Annotated in this window: 20 protein-coding genes and 1 pseudogene; 18 read left to right on the top strand and 3 right to left on the bottom strand. The window is 40.6% G+C overall.

Annotated elements, in window-relative coordinates; all coding sequences use genetic code 11:
• Nucleotides 1-213: 213 nt before the first annotated feature.
• The 7 genes and pseudogenes from CSV60_RS05965 (at nt 214) to CSV60_RS05940 (ending at nt 6,043) form a co-directional block, all read left to right on the top strand.
• A complete protein-coding gene (locus CSV60_RS05965) occupies nt 214-1,347 on the top strand; it encodes a hypothetical protein (protein ID WP_099636310.1) in 1,134 nt (377 codons plus the stop codon).
• Nucleotides 1,348-1,497: 150 nt separating this feature from the next.
• Nucleotides 1,498-2,007 (top strand): hypothetical protein, encoded by a 510-nt coding sequence (locus CSV60_RS05960; protein ID WP_099636309.1) that lies wholly within the window; start codon nt 1,498-1,500, stop codon nt 2,005-2,007.
• 92 nt (nt 2,008-2,099) lie between these two features.
• Nucleotides 2,100-2,285 (top strand): hypothetical protein, encoded by a 186-nt coding sequence (locus CSV60_RS05955; protein WP_099636308.1) that lies wholly within the window; start codon nt 2,100-2,102, stop codon nt 2,283-2,285.
• 162 nt (nt 2,286-2,447) lie between these two features.
• A complete protein-coding gene (locus CSV60_RS16220; RefSeq protein WP_369823592.1) occupies nt 2,448-2,627 on the top strand; it encodes a phage terminase large subunit in 180 nt (59 codons plus the stop codon).
• Nucleotides 2,603-3,244: pseudogene (locus tag CSV60_RS16215) on the top strand (terminase large subunit). Before CSV60_RS16220 ends, CSV60_RS16215 begins: the two are co-directional and overlap by 25 nt.
• Entirely contained in the window at nt 3,225-4,238 is a 1,014-nt protein-coding gene (locus tag CSV60_RS05945; RefSeq protein ID WP_099636306.1) for a phospholipase D family protein, read from the top strand. The pseudogene CSV60_RS16215 and the gene CSV60_RS05945 overlap by 20 nt, the downstream one beginning before the upstream one ends.
• 134 nt (nt 4,239-4,372) lie before the next feature.
• On the top strand, nt 4,373-6,043 hold the full coding sequence (locus CSV60_RS05940; protein ID WP_233189556.1) for an SNIPE associated domain-containing protein: 1,671 nt from the start codon (nt 4,373-4,375) through the stop codon (nt 6,041-6,043).
• A 357-nt stretch (nt 6,044-6,400) separates the two neighbouring features.
• Here CSV60_RS05940 and CSV60_RS05930 read toward each other — a convergent pair whose 3' ends face one another.
• Nucleotides 6,401-6,679: a translation initiation factor 2 gene (locus CSV60_RS05930; protein ID WP_099636303.1), complete on the bottom strand. Its 279-nt coding sequence runs from the start codon at nt 6,677-6,679 to the stop codon at nt 6,401-6,403.
• 22 nt (nt 6,680-6,701) lie between these two features.
• Nucleotides 6,702-7,130, bottom strand: coding sequence for a ferritin-like domain-containing protein (locus CSV60_RS05925; RefSeq protein ID WP_233189548.1), 429 nt, complete (start codon nt 7,128-7,130; stop codon nt 6,702-6,704).
• Nucleotides 7,131-7,440: 310 nt separating this feature from the next.
• On the opposite strand from CSV60_RS05925, the gene CSV60_RS05920 reads away from it, so the two are divergent.
• A complete protein-coding gene (locus CSV60_RS05920) occupies nt 7,441-8,382 on the top strand; it encodes a thymidylate synthase (RefSeq protein ID WP_099636302.1) in 942 nt (313 codons plus the stop codon).
• Between the two features lie 12 nt (nt 8,383-8,394).
• Complete coding sequence (locus tag CSV60_RS05915; protein WP_099636301.1) at nt 8,395-8,877, top strand: dihydrofolate reductase; 483 nt, start codon at nt 8,395-8,397, stop codon at nt 8,875-8,877.
• Nucleotides 8,878-8,886: 9 nt separating this feature from the next.
• On the opposite strand, the gene trhA is transcribed toward CSV60_RS05915, so the two are convergent.
• Nucleotides 8,887-9,522: a PAQR family membrane homeostasis protein TrhA gene (gene trhA / locus CSV60_RS05910; RefSeq protein WP_099636300.1), complete on the bottom strand. Its 636-nt coding sequence runs from the start codon at nt 9,520-9,522 to the stop codon at nt 8,887-8,889.
• Between the two features lie 80 nt (nt 9,523-9,602).
• Here trhA and CSV60_RS05905 point away from each other — a divergent pair, with 80 nt between their 5' ends.
• From CSV60_RS05905 to CSV60_RS05865, 9 genes are all read left to right on the top strand, one after another.
• A complete protein-coding gene (locus tag CSV60_RS05905; RefSeq protein WP_099636299.1) occupies nt 9,603-10,439 on the top strand; it encodes a DegV family protein in 837 nt (278 codons plus the stop codon).
• A gap of 25 nt (nt 10,440-10,464) precedes the next feature.
• Nucleotides 10,465-11,268: a GDSL-type esterase/lipase family protein gene (locus tag CSV60_RS05900; protein WP_099629985.1), complete on the top strand. Its 804-nt coding sequence runs from the start codon at nt 10,465-10,467 to the stop codon at nt 11,266-11,268.
• An 8-nt stretch (nt 11,269-11,276) separates the two neighbouring features.
• Nucleotides 11,277-11,849 (top strand): YpmS family protein, encoded by a 573-nt coding sequence (locus CSV60_RS05895; RefSeq protein ID WP_099629986.1) that lies wholly within the window; start codon nt 11,277-11,279, stop codon nt 11,847-11,849.
• 13 nt (nt 11,850-11,862) lie between these two features.
• A complete protein-coding gene (gene msrA / locus CSV60_RS05890; protein ID WP_099636298.1) occupies nt 11,863-12,393 on the top strand; it encodes a peptide-methionine (S)-S-oxide reductase MsrA in 531 nt (176 codons plus the stop codon).
• A complete protein-coding gene (gene msrB / locus CSV60_RS05885; protein WP_099629988.1) occupies nt 12,390-12,815 on the top strand; it encodes a peptide-methionine (R)-S-oxide reductase MsrB in 426 nt (141 codons plus the stop codon). Before msrA ends, msrB begins: the two co-directional genes overlap by 4 nt.
• A 15-nt stretch (nt 12,816-12,830) precedes the next feature.
• Nucleotides 12,831-13,055, top strand: coding sequence for a YozE family protein (locus tag CSV60_RS05880; protein WP_099636297.1), 225 nt, complete (start codon nt 12,831-12,833; stop codon nt 13,053-13,055).
• A gap of 77 nt (nt 13,056-13,132) precedes the next feature.
• A complete protein-coding gene (gene deoD / locus CSV60_RS05875; RefSeq protein WP_099629990.1) occupies nt 13,133-13,837 on the top strand; it encodes a purine-nucleoside phosphorylase in 705 nt (234 codons plus the stop codon).
• 75 nt (nt 13,838-13,912) lie between these two features.
• Nucleotides 13,913-15,409, top strand: coding sequence for a lmo1851 family serine protease (locus CSV60_RS05870; RefSeq protein WP_099636296.1), 1,497 nt, complete (start codon nt 13,913-13,915; stop codon nt 15,407-15,409).
• A 64-nt stretch (nt 15,410-15,473) separates the two neighbouring features.
• The gene (locus CSV60_RS05865) at nt 15,474-16,373 is read left to right on the top strand and encodes a CobW family GTP-binding protein (RefSeq protein WP_099636295.1); all 900 of its coding nucleotides are present in this window, start codon (nt 15,474-15,476) and stop codon (nt 16,371-16,373) included.
• Nucleotides 16,374-16,487 lie beyond the last annotated feature (114 nt).

The raw sequence follows: 16,487 nt of genomic DNA, 5'->3' as shown, positions 1-16,487 counted from the left end.
GTATAACATGGAGGGGTACTGGTGAATATGGAAAATTTGTCGATTAATGGGCAATGTGGTTGAGTATTGATATAATGGCATTACCAATGAACTGTGTTGCGGTTATTTTGGTGGGTGTGACTAAGTTGCGAGAGTTGCCGGAGCGCAGGGAGTATAAGATTGTGACGCATCAAGGAAATGTCAGACGGATGCGGACGGAAAGGGAGAAGAGTTTTGAAGAAAGAAGAGTTATTTGACATATACCAACGCCAGACTGAAACGATTTTATTTACAAAATTCAGTGTGAGAAATTATTCCGGAGATCTAAAGAGAATATACAGACTATTGTTAGTCCATTATTTTGCAGCGGCTTTCACAAGTAATGAAGAAGAATTCAAGTGGTCTCAATACAAATTGTCGTGCATGCATATGGCTTCTAATACCAGTAATTTAAGTGATGTAGATGAGGATTTTGTAAAAGAGATTAAATCAAAAACTTTTGAATTCTTGTGTGAAAATCTTCGATTTAATCTAGTGGAATCTCTTGAAGATGAATTACACAAAAGTCGAGTTAATGATGGAATATTAAATTCATGTGTGAATTTTATGCTTAGTTATATTAATCAAGACGTTAGAACACTGTTTCTATATAGTGAAATAAAAGAATTTTGGGACGTGAATTTGCTTTATAAAGAAAATGCAAGTGAGGTTTGTGTTCTGCCTGGTCATTGGATTGAGTTAGTACCTTTTAAATACAATTTACCTATTCATACGTTTCCGGAGTACTTTGCATATCAAGACATGATCAATATATGGAATGACACGATAGAAAAATATGCTGTTATAAATGATATTGATTTTAATCGCCAAAGTGAGATTCGTGAAAAACATTATTCGTTTAATTCTTCGTTAAGGACTTCATTAATTTTGGGTGTTCATTTTTTTGAAACATATTTGTACTATTTATATTATAACCTAAAGCAGACTAATGAATTTAGCGATAATAGATTAATCAAAAGATCAGATGTTAGAAAAATAAATGATAAGCAAATAGTGGAGACGCTGCTTTACAATGAATTTCCCGATTTAGAATTAAAAATAAATGTCAATTATCAAAAATACTTGGAAACGCTTGAATACAGAGATGCATTGGTGCATATGTCGGCATTTAGTGAAAAGGGTTTTTCAAGGATGCAATATTTGTTAGATATTAATATAGATATAGTTAGCAAGTCTCTTCAAAATATAGTAGATATGGTAGAAATAATAGACATACAAGTAGAAAAGTATGGAATACTGTTTTGGAAAGGAATGTTTGAATGGCCTATTTTTAATGAAACCCATAAAAATAGCACATTAACCATTTAATACGTATAATTCTACCAGCCAACTGGAGCAAAACGTTTGTTACAGCATTGCGCTGAGTCATTTGTTGTTCAGAATGAAGGGTGCTGATTAGAAGATTGTTACGCATCATGTGAATGTTCATAGGATGCGGAGGGAGGAAGGGGAAGAGTTTTGAACGCAAGCGATTGGATACAACTACTTTTAGCTGTTACGGCGGCAATTGGAGCCATATTTGCTTTCTGGAATATCCGAGTAAGCAATAAAGCGATTGAACTTCAGAAAAAACAATGGGAGCATTCGGCAGTACCTGTATATAGAATTTCCTATATTACCTATGCTCAGAAAGGAGTTATGTTTGTTTTTGAAAATACAAATAATGTAGCTCACCAGGTTGAAGATATAAGCTTTAGTATGGATGAAGTCAAGGTTGAATTCTCATTTAATGGAACTGTAGAAAAGTCAGAAACCAAACATGGTGAGAAGACTGTTAAAGAAGAGCATCGGGGTTTAGTAGTAAAGTTAGTAAATACTAGCACAGAATACATTTGCGGACGAATTCAGCTAAGAGGTAAAGATTCATTGGGAAATAAATTTTGTTTAAATTCAAATTCTATCGAACTAAATGCAAACAAACTAAAAAATGATCTTATTTTATCGCGAACTTACTTAAATAAAGTATAGTCCTCCTAGCCAACGAGAGGACAACATTTGATTACAGCATTGCGCTATGTCATTTGTTGTCCTCTTTTTATTTCAAAAAAGGAGTGAAGAACATGCGGAAACTATTAATTTTTTTAGTTTTTTCTGTAGTTTTCTATCCAGCTGGCTTTTTTCATCTTTGCAGTATTATCAAATTAAATTTAGTGATCAGACCAAATACGGATTTTGGAGAGCGGTATATGACGATCAGTATTTATGCGGTGGTCATGCTCGCAGCCGGGATACTGGCTTTCCTTTAAGAATTGGAGGATAACGAATAATTAAAACCTTAAAAGAACAATTCATAGAAAAAGGCCTCGTACAGCCTGTTAAACAAGAGATAGAGTAAAAGGATACTGGGAAAAGTGAGGAGCGGAATGGACGGTTGAGTGTGTAGGAACTGGCGGAATTAATGGGAACCAATAGATCGACCAACGGCCGACGATAATCTATTTCTACCTGATAGCTATATTGAGCAACTAGAAGAAATGAAAGAATATGATCCAGACCTTCATCGCATAGCGCTGAAGGTCTTTTTGGCGTTAATGGAAATCGTTTATTACCGCAATTCTAAGTTATGCAAGCGATACAGGCAGTCGTAAAGCCACTGCATCGAGTAGGTATGGACTTTGGGTTCGCGGATTCTTACAACGCTGATATTCGAATAGTAGTGGATGCAGAAAAGCATTATCTGTATATCTACTGGGAGTATTACAAGTGAGGCATTATCAGCAGAAAGAATTGTGGCGGATTCAACAGAACCTAAAACCATCTACTATTTAAAGAAGCAAGGCTTGAATATCAAGGGAATTCACAAGTTCGGAGCTCTCGCTTAGCGAATACCAAAAAGATGAAACGTTTCAAGAAAATCATCTGTTCTAACCGATGTGAAAATGCTGTTCACGAAATGGAGAACTTGGTGTATGCAATGGATAATCAGGACAATATCATTCCTGATGAGTTCGAGCTTGTAGGCGGACACCAGGTCCATACACAATTATGGAACAATTCAGGATTTCGCGAAAGCTTCTGTAATCGTGTTATTTTGTATATCCGAATATTTTCAATATGTCAATTTTATGATATAAACAGGATGCGATTGGAAAATTTGTCGAATAATACACAAAAGAGTCTGACTATAAGTATAATAGAACTAGAAACTTTTCATAAAGACAAATTACTAGTCAGGAGTAGAGTTGATGAAATTAATAACTACTAATATTGAGTTTGAGTTATTTCAGTCGATCAATCAGTGTGAAGAGAAGATTGTCATCGTCAGTCCGTTCATGAGTACACGTGTGGTGGAGAAGTTAGTGCAGGTTATTAAGGCGAGAGACTTACATTGTACCGTTGTCACACGATTCGATCGTAAGTTATTCGTAGACAAAGTACATAGTCTCGATGCATTGGAGTTTTTAATTGAAAACGGAATAGAGGTATTGGCTTTACAGAGTCTGCATACCAAATTGTATGTACTTGACAACACAAAATGTTTTACTGGATCCGCAAACTTTACGAATAAAGGACTTACTGCTAATCATGAAATGGTACTCGCTTTTGATCAGCAAGAAGTAGCGCCATTTGTTGCTTATGTCGATAACTTAGTAAAGAGTATTAAAGACACGGGTGACTGGCAAATTACAGCCGAACAATTGCAAATCGAGCGAGAGATATTGGCTGGCTACCAGAGTTCAGTGAAGATGGATAAGATACTTACTTATACATGGGGAGCAAATGTGGAAGCGGAGAATACAGTCCGTGATGAGGATCTAATATTATCAGTCGCTGCCGGCGGTACGATTCATTTAATTAAAGAGAATCAGGTACATGCCCATCCTATTTCGGCAGGTTATAATTATGCACCTGCAAAGTATATTACGTTTCGTGAAGCTAATGGTGGGGTGATGGATAGTCTATATCGTATAGATCAGATGTTTTCCATTGATATGAAAGATTGGCGAACTGATATTGAGAGTATAGATATTGCTAAGGATAGAAAAGGTCATATTATTCGATATATTATCGAGCGTTATAAAGATTTTGATTTTGATAAGGCTGAAATTTATAAGTTTTATAGTCTTAGCTATTTATGTAATTTGCCGCATAAGCCGCGCCCGCCGCAGAATAATGCTGGTGGTTGGATGTATACGGTGGGTGAGTTGAGGAGTGGCCGGGAAATTGTGTATACGGTGAAGCGGAATATGGGTAAATAAATTATAGCCATTTTAGGAGTGCTGATAGATCCTGATTCTGTCAAGTGAGTACCAGGTTAACACTTGACGAATTATTCAAAATGGCACTAGGACCTGGTCTTTTCTTATAAATGTTGGGAGGCGTTTTATTGTTTGTGACAACTAGGAAGTATAAAAAAATTGTAAATGAACTTTTGGAGTGTAGTTCGGCAAAAGAACAGATTAAAAAAGATTTATCAGAGACAATTAACGTTTCTGGTACTCATAACGACATTAGTATACGTATAGAGGAGTTATTGAAGAAAGAGTCAGAACTTAATGATTCTATTTTAACGAAAGAAAAACTATCTAAAGACTTAACAGATCAAATCGAAAGTAGTAACAAAGAAATTAGTACTCTGAATGGAGAGCTTAGAACTACCAACAAAATACTCAATGAAAGTCAATTCAAATTAAGAAAATACCATTTAATGCATTTACAGCAGCAGTTAAAAGTGCGTGGCTATCAATTAGAACTGAAAAATATACATAACTATGTAGTAAATCAATCGAATGAAATACATTCTACTATTAAAAAACATGAGATTAAGCTATCTAATAGACTGGAAAAAGAGATAAAGAAAAAGAAGACCCAATTGTTGAAGATAGAGTCAGATATTCAGAAAGCCGATACAGTAATCCGACAAAAAGGAGAACTACTTGAAGAAGTTTCTGAACTAAAGAAAAACGTTATTCTTTTGAGTGAAGAACATATGCTTCAGGAAGTATCCTTTTATAAAAACGTTTATCCCTTCACCACAACCGAGCAATTTAAAGAAGAGCTGCACCACAATAATGAAAAGCAAAAAGAAATGATCAGAAATAAAAGTGCAATTCATTCTACAATTACATGGACAGTTAATGGCAGTGAACGAGAAGGTCGAAAAATGACTAATTCGAATATCCGGTTTATGATACGTTCTTTCAACATCGATTGTGATAACGCCATTTCAACTATGAGACATTCCAATATATCAACTGTAGAAAAACGCATTGAAAAATCTTTCAACGATATTAATAGATTAAACAAAAAAAACTCACTAAGCATTGTAGACGAATATTTATCATTAAAAATAGATGAAATGCAATTAGTGTATGAGCGTTTTAAAATGGAACAAGAACAAAAGGAACTACTTCGTGATTTAAAAGAAGAAGAAAGAGAAAGAAAGAAAGTAGAAAAAGAAATTCGTGGAAAATTCACTGAACTACGAGAACGAGAAAAAGAATTAGAGAAACAGTGGAAAATATTGAATAAGGAGTATCTAAAGTCGGATTGCCTGGATGATGATCTGTTACATCAGATTAAAGAAGTTGAGAGCAATATGGAATTGGTGGAGATAAAGAGGGAAGAATTAAACGAAAGACTTGAAGTAGGTAGATCTGGTCATGTTTATATAATTTCCAATGTCGGTACTTTAGGAGAAGGAATCTATAAAATAGGTATGACGAAAAGGTTGGAACCTTTAGAAAGAATCAAAGAATTAAGTGCAGCGTCAGTTCCATTCATCTATGATGTCCATGCAATGATATTGACAGATGACGCACCCGCACTAGAAAACCACTTGCATAAAGTATTTAGAGATTACAGAGTAAATATGGTCAATAATCGAAAAGAGTTTTTTGAGGTTAGCTTGGATCAAATAAAGCAGGAAGTTTACGCAAAGGTTGGTAAAAACTTTATTTTTGAAGATCGTCCTATGGCTACACAATATTATGAAACATTAGCAATAAAAAACGCTTTGGAGATTGCTAATAATAGTTTTTACTCAGAGGCAGCATTCTATTGATTATTTCGACTGTTTAAAAAGGTACCTATTAAAAAAAAATCATGAATGTTTAAACAAAAACCAAAGTTTGATACACAGCGTTTAATGTGAAAGTTATGGCTTTGTCGCGCACCACATAGTCGGTGATATTTTCTGGTCTAAGAACACACCACCGAAATGGCTAACCTAAAATTTATTGAACACTCGTCTTGATGACGGGTGTTTTTTCCTCTACACGTTGATGTGACAGTGATGGTACACGCTGATGAGATAAACAAAAATAACAGGTTGAATGGGTTTGCGGTCTCAACTTCTTAGCTTGATTAAGAAAAGCGAAAAAAGAGGTCTTTTTTTGACCCCCTTTAATCATCTTTCTATTCATTTTGAATTTTTCTCCATTTTTTTAATTTGTTTACTTAATTGATCAATTTGCTTTTGCATTTTCTCCATTTCTTCAGATCGCTGGTCTTCTGAATCTTGTTGGTTTGCTTTGTCCTGGTTTGCTTTTTCTAGTTCTTGAAGTGCAATACCTGCGGCGATGGTCGAAATAGCATCCCCCAATGTAGCAAGTGCGGTCCCGAACAGTGCAAGCTTGGCGGCAAATACTTCAGGAGAGTCTGTATTTTGCCCAAACTGTTGGTTGTTTGAGTTGTACATGAATACGCCTCCTTTTTCAACACTAGCTATGATTTAAAAAATATAAGAACCAAACGGCATGGTTTTGTTCATCTGCTGATGCTTGAGTAAAAGAAGACCTAACAATCGGGATTTGCGTTTCACGTGTAGCAGTATGATAAAAGTCAACTGTCGTTTGCTCATCCATAAAAGCTGATTTTACGCCACTCATATAATCTTTCCCACAGCCTTCTGTGATGTTAAGTGCGGGTTCCTTACCGGTCAATTGGAAATAGAGAGACCAAAAGGTTTGATAATGCCTAATTTCGTCATTTCTAATTTCTAGTATTTTATCTTTAATCTCTTGAGTTGGCGCTTGATTAGCTAAAATTTCATAGCAATATATAGCATGATACTCTCCGTTAATAGCTATTAATAAATTGTTAATCGTTTGTATATTGGCACTACTGTACTCGTGACTAGTGCTTAACAATGAACTCACTCCTCTCACAATAAACAGCATTCCTATATATTTTATGTTCGGTTTTCAAATGAGTGAATGAAAAAAGGCCACTGAAATATCTCAGTGACCTCATACACTCACCATGTAGTGTACTGGCAGTGTAGGTAAGTGATGCAGTTTATAAACGTGGTGAATTTTGGAAGGAGAGTCGATTGAAAATGAATACTTTACCATCCACTTAAGTACACAATGGAAATGGCTGTTTACTCAGCCCTTTCATGGTATGTTTTGTTGTCTTAATGTTATAATGAAAATAATTTCAGATGAGGGAGCTTGAAGCATGAAGCAATATTTAGATCTATGTCAACATATTCTAGATACAGGAACGAAAAAGGGAGATCGTACGGGTACGGGGACATACAGTGTCTTCGGTTATCAGATGCGTTTTGATTTGGCGCAAGGATTTCCTTTGTTAACGACAAAAAAGACGGCGTTTCGTTTGATTGTCTCAGAATTACTGTGGTTTATTAAAGGAGATACCAATATTCGAACGTTGATACAGGAACGTAATGGAATTTGGGATGAATGGGCATTTGAACGGTATGTAAAAAGTGCGGCATATACAGGACCGGACATGACGGACTTTGGTCGCCGTGTACTACAAGATGAAGAATTCGCGGTCGTCTACAAAGCCGAACTCGCTACATTTAAAGAGAAAATCTTGGCTGATGAAGAATTTGCCAAGCAACACGGTGATCTAGGTCCCGTCTATGGCAAGCAATGGCGAGCGTGGGACAGCGAGAACGGTGTCATCGACCAGCTGGCACAAGTGATCGACAGCATTAAACATAATCCTGACTCGCGTCGCCACATCGTCACAGCGTGGAACCCGGCAGAAGTGGACGACATGGCTTTACCCCCATGCCACTTACTGTTTCAGTTTTACGTAGCGGATGGCAAGTTATCATGCCAGCTCTACCAACGGAGTGCGGACGTCTTCCTAGGCGTACCGTTCAATATCGCGTCCTATGCATTGCTCATTCATTTAATTGCACATGAATGTGGTTTAGAAGTAGGCGAATTCGTCCATACATTAGGAGATGCACACTTGTATCAGAACCATATCGATCAAGTACATGAGCAATTGGCGAGAGAGCCGAAAGAATTACCGACAGTACATGTGAATTACGCAGGTCGTTCGATCTTTGATTTGACGGTAGAGGATATTTCCATTGAAGGTTACGATCCGCATCCGAGAATTAAAGCACCGATCGCAGTATAAGGAGGAAACTGTATGATTTCATTAGTAGTGGCACATGATCTAGGCCGAGTCATCGGTAAGGACAATGAGATGCCATGGTATATTCCGGAAGAACTACAATATTTTAAAGAAAAAACGATGGGCAAGGCGATGGTTATGGGACGCAAAACGTTCGAATCCATAGGCCGTCCGTTAAAAGGTAGATTGAATATCGTCGTCACGCGAAATACAGATTACAAAGTGGACGGGGTAACGGTCGTTCACGATATGGACAGCGCCGTGAAGCTTGCAAGAGACTATGCTGACGAAGTGATGGTCATTGGGGGTGCCGAGATTTTCAAGATGTCGATGGAAGATGGTGCTGACAGATTGTATGTTACGGTCATCGAGAAAAATTACCCAGGTGACACGTTCTTCCCGGCATACGAAGAAGATTACGTAATGACAAGCAAGTCCGAACCGCATTATGCGGAAGACGGCACCGCTTATACGTACCAAATTTGGGATAAAAAATAACGTTCCTCTCTATACATAGAGAAGAACGCTAAAGAACATCGATGCGCTGCCTGCCATAACGAATAGGTGCCAAATTGCGTGATTATACGGTACACGGCGTGCCATGAAGAAGTACGCACCTGCTGTATAGAACAATCCACCGATTACGAGCAACCATATGCCCTGTGGCGGCAGCGCGTTATATAGTGGTTTAATCGCTAACACGATCAGCCACCCCATCATGAGATAGAGGGCAAGGGATAGTTTAGCGAAGCGGTGAATATAAAAGATCTTGAATAAGATGCCGAACAAGGCCAATCCCCAGATGATGCCGAATAATGTCCAGCCGAGTGTTCCTTGTAATGTAATAAGCAAAAACGGCGTATATGTTCCGGCAATCAATACATAGATGGCGGAATGATCGAGAATCGCGAAAAACGATTTCAATTTGACTGGCATACTATGTAGTAGCGTACTCGCGAGGAATAGTAACAACATAGACACGCCAAATATCGTGAAGCTCACTATGGCAATTCCGGTGCCTTGTTTCACACCTTTTAAGATCAGCAAGACTAGTGCAGGGATGCAGAGTAAGAACCCGATGGCATGTGTGATCGCGTTCCAACGTTCTTCCTGCATATTCTTGTAATCGAATGACTCTTCCATTGTTATCGCACCTCCCGCAACACACTATACCAAATACAACGAAAAAATCGCAATAGCTACACCCGAAGGAGATAGAAATCATGAAAAAAATTCATATCGTCACGGATTCCACTGCAGCACTAACGGATGAACTGATTGCTCAACACAATATCCATGTCGTACCTTTAACGCTGACCATCAACGAGAAGTCGTATATTGACGGAGTAGAAATCCAACCGGAAGAATTTCTCGACTTAATGCGCGACGCAAAAGAATTGCCGAAAAGCTCACAGCCGGCAGTCGGCGTATTTCAGAACCTTTATGACGAACTGGGAGCGGATGGATCACAAATTATCTCCATCCATATGACGGGTGGTATGAGTGGGACAGTGAAATCCGCGGAGACGGCAGCTCATGCGTCAAGTGCAGATGTTACCGTCATCGATTCCATGTATATATCACACGCACTCTCATTCCAAGTGATCGAGGCATGCCGACTCGCCGAAGAAGGCAAGACGGTAGCAGAGATTGTGGAGGAACTTGATAGTGTACGTAAACGTTCCTCTTTATATGTCGTCGTGGATGTACTTGATAATATGGTGAAAGGCGGACGTATCGGTAAAGGGAAAGCGATGTTCGGCTCTCTCATGAATATCAAGCCTATCGCATCACTGAAGGATGGGGTGTATACGCCAGTCGCGAAGGTACGTAGCCATAAACAAGTAGTCTCTTATTTGTTTGATGAGTTTAAGAAAGAAACAGCAGGGAAAATAATTCGTAGTGTCGGGATTGCGCATGCAAACGGCCTTGCGATGGCGGAACCACTAAAAAATAAGATTGAAGAGATGGGCATTCACGTGATGCTGTCATTTACGACACCAATCGTCAGTACCCATACCGGAGAAGGCGCGATCGGATTCATGTATTACACGGAGTGATATTAACTACAAAGGATATGACATTATGAGAAGAATGCTAGTGCTAAGTCTCGTCTTCTCCTTGTTCTTAGCAGGATGCCAGGTCCCATTCAGCAAAAAAGAGACGACGCTTGCGGAACGTGAAACCGTTGCGTTCGAACCGTTCATTGTGCCGGAAACATTCATCCCTAAACGCGTAAACGTATTAGGGCTAGGTGATTCATTAACACAAGGAGTCGGAGATGAACGGAAAGAAGGCGGATATTTCGGCCGTTTGACGTCGGACATGGAACAATGGAAAGGCATTATGGAAGTGGACGCCGTGAATTTAGCGAAACGCGGGCGGCGTAGCGACCAGTTTTTAAAGCAATTGCAAGATGAAGACGTGCAAGAAGCGGTCATTCAGGCAGATTATATCGTCTTCACGATCGGTGGCAATGACATCATGAAAGTAGTCAGAGGGAATCTCATGCAAATGAAAATGTCTGATTTCTATAAGGCGCTTGGTAAATTCGAAACGCGAATTGAAGAATTGTTCGAAATTTTGCGCCTCTATAACCCGGATGCCCCGATCATCGTCGCAGGCCTCTACAATCCGTTCTCCGTCGTAACAGACGAAGTACAGGAGTTTGAAGACATTATCGCAGACTGGAACCGCTCGATTGAAGAACAAGTGGAACAAGATGGTATGGCCTGCTTTGTTCCGGTAAAAGATTTATTTGATTCGAATGAAAACCTGGTTTATCACACAGACTTCTTCCATCCGAACAGTAAGGGGTATGATTTAATGGAAGAGCGTTTTGTAAGTGAAATTAAAGGCTGTTCAGCGGTTGACCTGGAAGTGGAGTGAAGTACAGAATGAATATTTGGAAAGTAGCATTTTTCAGCCTGGCGGGAATCGTGGTGGCGGTGCTTGTGGGACTCATGATCCTTATCAGTGGTGCCACCGCTTCACCGCCTCTTCCGAAAGATCAAGCGGTCAAAGAGGAAGGCTATACGATGGCACTGAAAACAACTAAAGTGAATTTTGAAGGAATTGCGAATACGTACATCCGAAAAGCCGTAAAAGGTACGTTACCAGTAGAAATAAAAATGCGCGACGATGTATTGTTGACGTCCGAACTCACGGTATTCTCACATACCTTACCGCTCGCGATGCATTTTGACCCAGTCGTACGAAAAGATGGAAACTTAATTCTTAAACAATCGTCTATGGAATTAGGACAGTTGAATATACCTCCTTCTACAGTACTGAAATTACTGAAGAGTTCCGTGGAGCTTCCATCCTGGATGGTCGTGCGACCGAAAGAAGAAGAAATATTCATTGATTTAAAGGACTTGCCACTCTCGGGTGACGTCCAAGTGAAGGCAAAAGAAGTGAATTTAGCGCAAGATGAGATTATATTGGAAGTATTGATACCAAAAAACTAAGGGGGCAACGACTATGGCAATACAATACGCAACTTTCGCAGGCGGGTGCTTCTGGTGTATGGTAAAGCCATTCGACCAGTACGATGGAGTACATTCGGTTACGAGTGGCTATACTGGCGGACATACTGTCAATCCAACTTACAAAGAAGTTTGTACCAATACAACCGGTCACCGGGAAGCTGTAGAGATTGAATTCGACGATCGTGTCATTCGTTACGAAGAATTATTGAATATTTTCTGGCAAGTGATAGACCCTACTGATGCAGGGGGTCAGTTCCATGACCGTGGCGAATCGTATAAGTCAGCCATCTACACACACTCGGACGAGCAACGACAAGCGGCAGAACGTTCGAAGCAAGCTTTGCAAGATAGCGGCAAGTTTAGCGCGCCCATCGTGACGGATATTTTCCCAGCGGACGTGTTCTATCCCGCTGAAGAATATCACCAGCGGTATTACGAGAAGAACCCAGACCATTATGCGCGTTACACTGTCGGATCAGGACGCGCAGGATTTATCGAAAAGAATTGGGGGGATCGTTCATGAAAAAAGACTTACGTACTGAATTGACAGAGATGCAGTATCATGTGACGCAAGAAAATGGTACAGAACCACCATTTCGTAATGAATATGACGCACACTATGAAGACGGAATCTATGTAGACATCGTGTCAGGCAAGCCGTTATTTAGTTCAAATGATAAATACGATGCAGGTTGTGGATGGCCAAGCTTTACGAAGCCAATCGAAGCTGTGGAAGTTACTGAGCATTTTGATACAACTCACGGCATGCGCCGCACAGAAGTACGCAGTAAGACAGCGGATTCTCACTTAGGACATGTCTTCCCAGACGGACCAGCAGAGCAAGGCGGCTTGCGTTATTGCATCAACTCCGCTGCATTACGTTTCGTTCCGGTGCGTGATCTAGAAAAGGAAGGCTATGAAGAATACAAGGGGTTATTTGAATGAAGGAAGGTGACGACGATGGATCGATCCTTTTACCATTTCGCGCTACGTTACCGTGGCGGTGATCAAGACGATGAAAAGGCGTTGTTTGCAGATAGGATGTTTCGCGACGCCGGTTTCCCGAAAGATGAAGAGGATTTCGATTCATTGTCTCGTTACGTAGAGGATATGGCGGATGATCATTTACGTTCTACTACGTTTGATGAAATATACGCTATCTATCAAGAACTTTGCAGCAGGTAAATGGCGAGGGTTTCATTGCATCTCGCCATTATTCACTGTATGATAAAAACAAATTAGTGAAATGAGGCTGAAAAAAGATGAGTATACATATTGATGCAAAACCAGGCGATATCGCAGAAACGGTTCTACTCCCAGGAGATCCATTGCGCGCAAAATATATCGCGGAAACATTTTTAGAAGACGTCGTACAGTACAACGAAGTGCGGAACATGTTTGGCTTTACAGGAACATACAAAGGCAAACGTATTTCCGTACAAGGTACAGGCATGGGTGTGCCGTCTATTTCTATCTATGTAACAGAGTTAATGCAAGAATTTGGCGTTCAGAAATTGATCCGTGTTGGAACATGTGGCGCGATTCAAAAAGACGTGAAAGTGCGTGACGTCATCCTGGCACAAGGTGCAACGACCAACTCCTCATTAAACGACGTAACATTCGGTCCAATTCGCTTTGCACCGATTGCGAACTTTGATTTATTGACGAAAGCGTACAATGCGGGAAAAGAAAAAGGCTTGCATTTACAAGTCGGTAACGTCTACACAGAAGACTTCTTCTATAATGAAGACGCACAGCATGAAAAATTAGCGCGTCATGGTGTATTGGCCGTGGAAATGGAAGCAGCAGCACTCTATACGCTAGCTGCTCGTTATGGCCGACAAGCACTCGCTGTTCTGACAGTAAGTGACCACATCCTAACAGGAGAAATTACTACTCCTGAAGAGCGTCAAACGACATTTAATGAAATGATCGAAGTCGCGCTAGACGCAGCAATTGCTGAATAATAGAATAGATAGAAACCTACAAAAGACCGCTCTTGGCAGCGGTCTTTTGCAGGGATATGGAAGGTAGGGAAGACAATGAACGAAAACGATTCGCATGAGAACGGGGAATCCGAAACGGAAGCGCCGAAACCTACTCGCTATATTCGGCTCAAACCGTTTTCTCTGATCATGCTCATTTTTTTCCTTGTGCTGGCGACAGCCGCCGTTACCGTCGTTGCACTGACAGTCGGAGACGAAAAAGTAGTAGAAGTCGTCAAACCGAATCAAGTAGGTATGGAACGAAAAGAGTTCAAGAAACTGTATGAGGCATATGATCAACTGAAAGAAAGTTACTTTGACGACGTAGACGATCAAGTCGTCATTGACGGCGCGATCAACGGAATGGTTGATTCATTAGGCGATCCGTACTCTGATTATCTAAATGAAAAAGAAGCCAAGCAATTGAATGAAAGCATATCTTCAAGTTTTGAAGGAATTGGTGCAGAAATTCAAGAGTCAAACGGCTATATTAGTATTGTTTCACCGATCAAAAACTCTCCTGCTGAAAAAGCTGGCTTGTTACCGAATGATACCGTACTGTCGGTAGACGGGGAAAGCATACAAGGTTTGTCTTCATCAGAAGCGGTATTGCTGATCCGTGGAGAAAAAGGATCGACGGTCACATTATCTGTACGACGTGGTAAGAACTCTGATCCGTTTGACGTGAAGATCGTTCGTGACGTGATTCCGATCAATACAGTCTATGCAGAAATGCTCGACGACAACATCGCACATATTAACATCACATCGTTCTCGGAACATACGTACGAAGAATTACTCGAAGCGCTAAATGAAATGACCGATAAAGGGATGGAAGGCGTATTGATTGACGTGCGTCAAAATCCAGGTGGCATCTTAAGCGGGGCAATCGATATTTCCGACTTGTTCGTCCCGAACGGCAAGGTGTTATTCCAAACTGAAGAAAAAGGCAAGGCACCGGAAGCGTATCCTTCGTCTAACGGACAAAAAGTAACGGTTCCAGTCGCATTGATTGTAGATGAAGGCAGTGCGTCCGCGTCTGAGATCTTAGCGGGTGCGTTAAAAGAATCTGCAGGCATTCCGATTGTCGGTGTCAAGACATTCGGTAAAGGGACGGTTCAAACACCTACTCAATTACCGGACGGCTCCAACTTGAAATTGACGACAGCGAAATGGTTAACACCGGACGGCAATTGGATCCATAAAAAAGGGATTGAACCCGATATTGTAGTACCATACCCTTCCTATGCATCACTGCCTTTCCTCGATTCATCTGAAAAGATGGACGTAGGTCTCGTTTCTCCTTCTGTACAAGCTGCGGAAGAGATGTTAGAAGCAGTAGGCTATGATCCAGGAGAAACAGATGGTCTCTATGACGAGGATACAGCAAAAGCTGTTAAAACGTTGCAGAAAGATCTATCGCTGGAGCAGACAGGCATCTTGACTGGTGATACAACGGTTGGCTTAATGCAGAAATTACGGGACAAGATGAAAGAAGATGACCCGCAATTACTGAAAGCGAAAGAAGTCGTGTTAAAAGAAATCAATTCATAATCAAAGATCCACGCGTCCAGCAATCGTTGGGCGCGTGTTCTCTATGGAAAAGGATGATAGTTAAATGATAGATGTATATTTACTCAGCGGCTTTCTCGGAAGCGGCAAGACATCGTTACTCGTAAATTTGGTTGACCAAGTAAAGGAATCTGGTAGACAACCCGCTGTATTGATGAATGAATTTGGCGAACTGAATATCGACAGTCAAATCGTTGAGGAGGCGGGAGAAGTTCCGTTAAAAGAATTACTAAATGGCTGTATATGTTGTACGGGTGCGGAATCTACGGAAGCCCAATTACAAGGCTTGCTAGCGGATTATCCGGAAATTGACGTGTTGTTCATTGAAACAACGGGTGCGGCTCACCCCGTAGAAGCGTTAGACGCTGTCTACTCACCGTTGTTCGCGGAGAAGCTAGACGTCAAGGGAATCGTTACTGTAGTCGATGCGAAGCGCTGGATCGACCGTGACAAGCTGTCGCCGCGGATTCAGTCTTTATTCCTCGAACAAGTCCGCCATGCACACTTCATGGTACTCAATAAAACGGATTTGCTGACAGATACTCAATTGGCCTTCGTGACGATGCAAGTGACACAATTTAATAGCTACGCACCGCTTGTCCAGACAGTGAATGCGAAAGTCGATTTCAGCTATGTCGAGAAGATGGTCAATGTGGCGGTACCGAAACAGCCGGTTTCTACAGGGGGTGGTTTGCCACTTGCATCAAAAGTTTTGTCGTTTGATACACCGATCAACCAAGAACATTTTGAAGACTGGGTGCGGACATTACCGGATAGCGTCTACCGCATGAAAGGCTATATCCAACTAGAAGGTTCGCGGTACTCCCATTTATTCCAATATGCATACGGCATGGTCAACTGGATACCGGAATATATGCAAATCCCGTCCAAGTTGGTAATCATCGGGGAGCAACTTACTGACATCGAGTACAAGCCCAAAAACTAGTTGTCAATAGCGATCTATTGTTAATAGTGTTCTCCATTGGATAAGGTTGCCAATTAAATCACTCTTAAACTCTCGTTCCATAGCTTTGTAGAGTTCATTGGACAAATTGGTAGG

The organism is Sporosarcina sp. P7, assembly GCF_002743425.1.
In the GTDB taxonomy this organism is placed as follows: Bacteria; Bacillota; Bacilli; order Bacillales_A; family Planococcaceae; genus Sporosarcina.
Note: the sequence above shows the minus strand (reverse complement) of the source record. Positions and strands in the feature narration are given on the sequence as shown.

Excerpts from the sequence above, each read along its gene's own strand:
- CSV60_RS05955 (WP_099636308.1), top strand. The coding sequence starts at position 2,100 with ATGCGGAAACTATTAATTTTTTTAGTTTTTTCTGTAGTTTTCTATCCA.
- CSV60_RS05945 (WP_099636306.1), top strand. The coding sequence starts at position 3,225 with ATGAAATTAATAACTACTAATATTGAGTTTGAGTTATTTCAGTCGATC.
- CSV60_RS05930 (WP_099636303.1), bottom strand. The coding sequence starts at position 6,679 with ATGTACAACTCAAACAACCAACAGTTTGGGCAAAATACAGACTCTCCT.
- CSV60_RS05920 (WP_099636302.1), top strand. The coding sequence starts at position 7,441 with ATGAAGCAATATTTAGATCTATGTCAACATATTCTAGATACAGGAACG.
- CSV60_RS05915 (WP_099636301.1), top strand. The coding sequence starts at position 8,395 with ATGATTTCATTAGTAGTGGCACATGATCTAGGCCGAGTCATCGGTAAG.
- trhA (WP_099636300.1), bottom strand. The coding sequence starts at position 9,522 with ATGGAAGAGTCATTCGATTACAAGAATATGCAGGAAGAACGTTGGAAC.
- CSV60_RS05905 (WP_099636299.1), top strand. The coding sequence starts at position 9,603 with ATGAAAAAAATTCATATCGTCACGGATTCCACTGCAGCACTAACGGAT.
- CSV60_RS05900 (WP_099629985.1), top strand. The coding sequence starts at position 10,465 with ATGAGAAGAATGCTAGTGCTAAGTCTCGTCTTCTCCTTGTTCTTAGCA.
- CSV60_RS05895 (WP_099629986.1), top strand. The coding sequence starts at position 11,277 with ATGAATATTTGGAAAGTAGCATTTTTCAGCCTGGCGGGAATCGTGGTG.
- msrA (WP_099636298.1), top strand. The coding sequence starts at position 11,863 with ATGGCAATACAATACGCAACTTTCGCAGGCGGGTGCTTCTGGTGTATG.
- msrB (WP_099629988.1), top strand. The coding sequence starts at position 12,390 with ATGAAAAAAGACTTACGTACTGAATTGACAGAGATGCAGTATCATGTG.
- CSV60_RS05880 (WP_099636297.1), top strand. The coding sequence starts at position 12,831 with ATGGATCGATCCTTTTACCATTTCGCGCTACGTTACCGTGGCGGTGAT.
- deoD (WP_099629990.1), top strand. The coding sequence starts at position 13,133 with ATGAGTATACATATTGATGCAAAACCAGGCGATATCGCAGAAACGGTT.
- CSV60_RS05870 (WP_099636296.1), top strand. The coding sequence starts at position 13,913 with ATGAACGAAAACGATTCGCATGAGAACGGGGAATCCGAAACGGAAGCG.
- CSV60_RS05865 (WP_099636295.1), top strand. The coding sequence starts at position 15,474 with ATGATAGATGTATATTTACTCAGCGGCTTTCTCGGAAGCGGCAAGACA.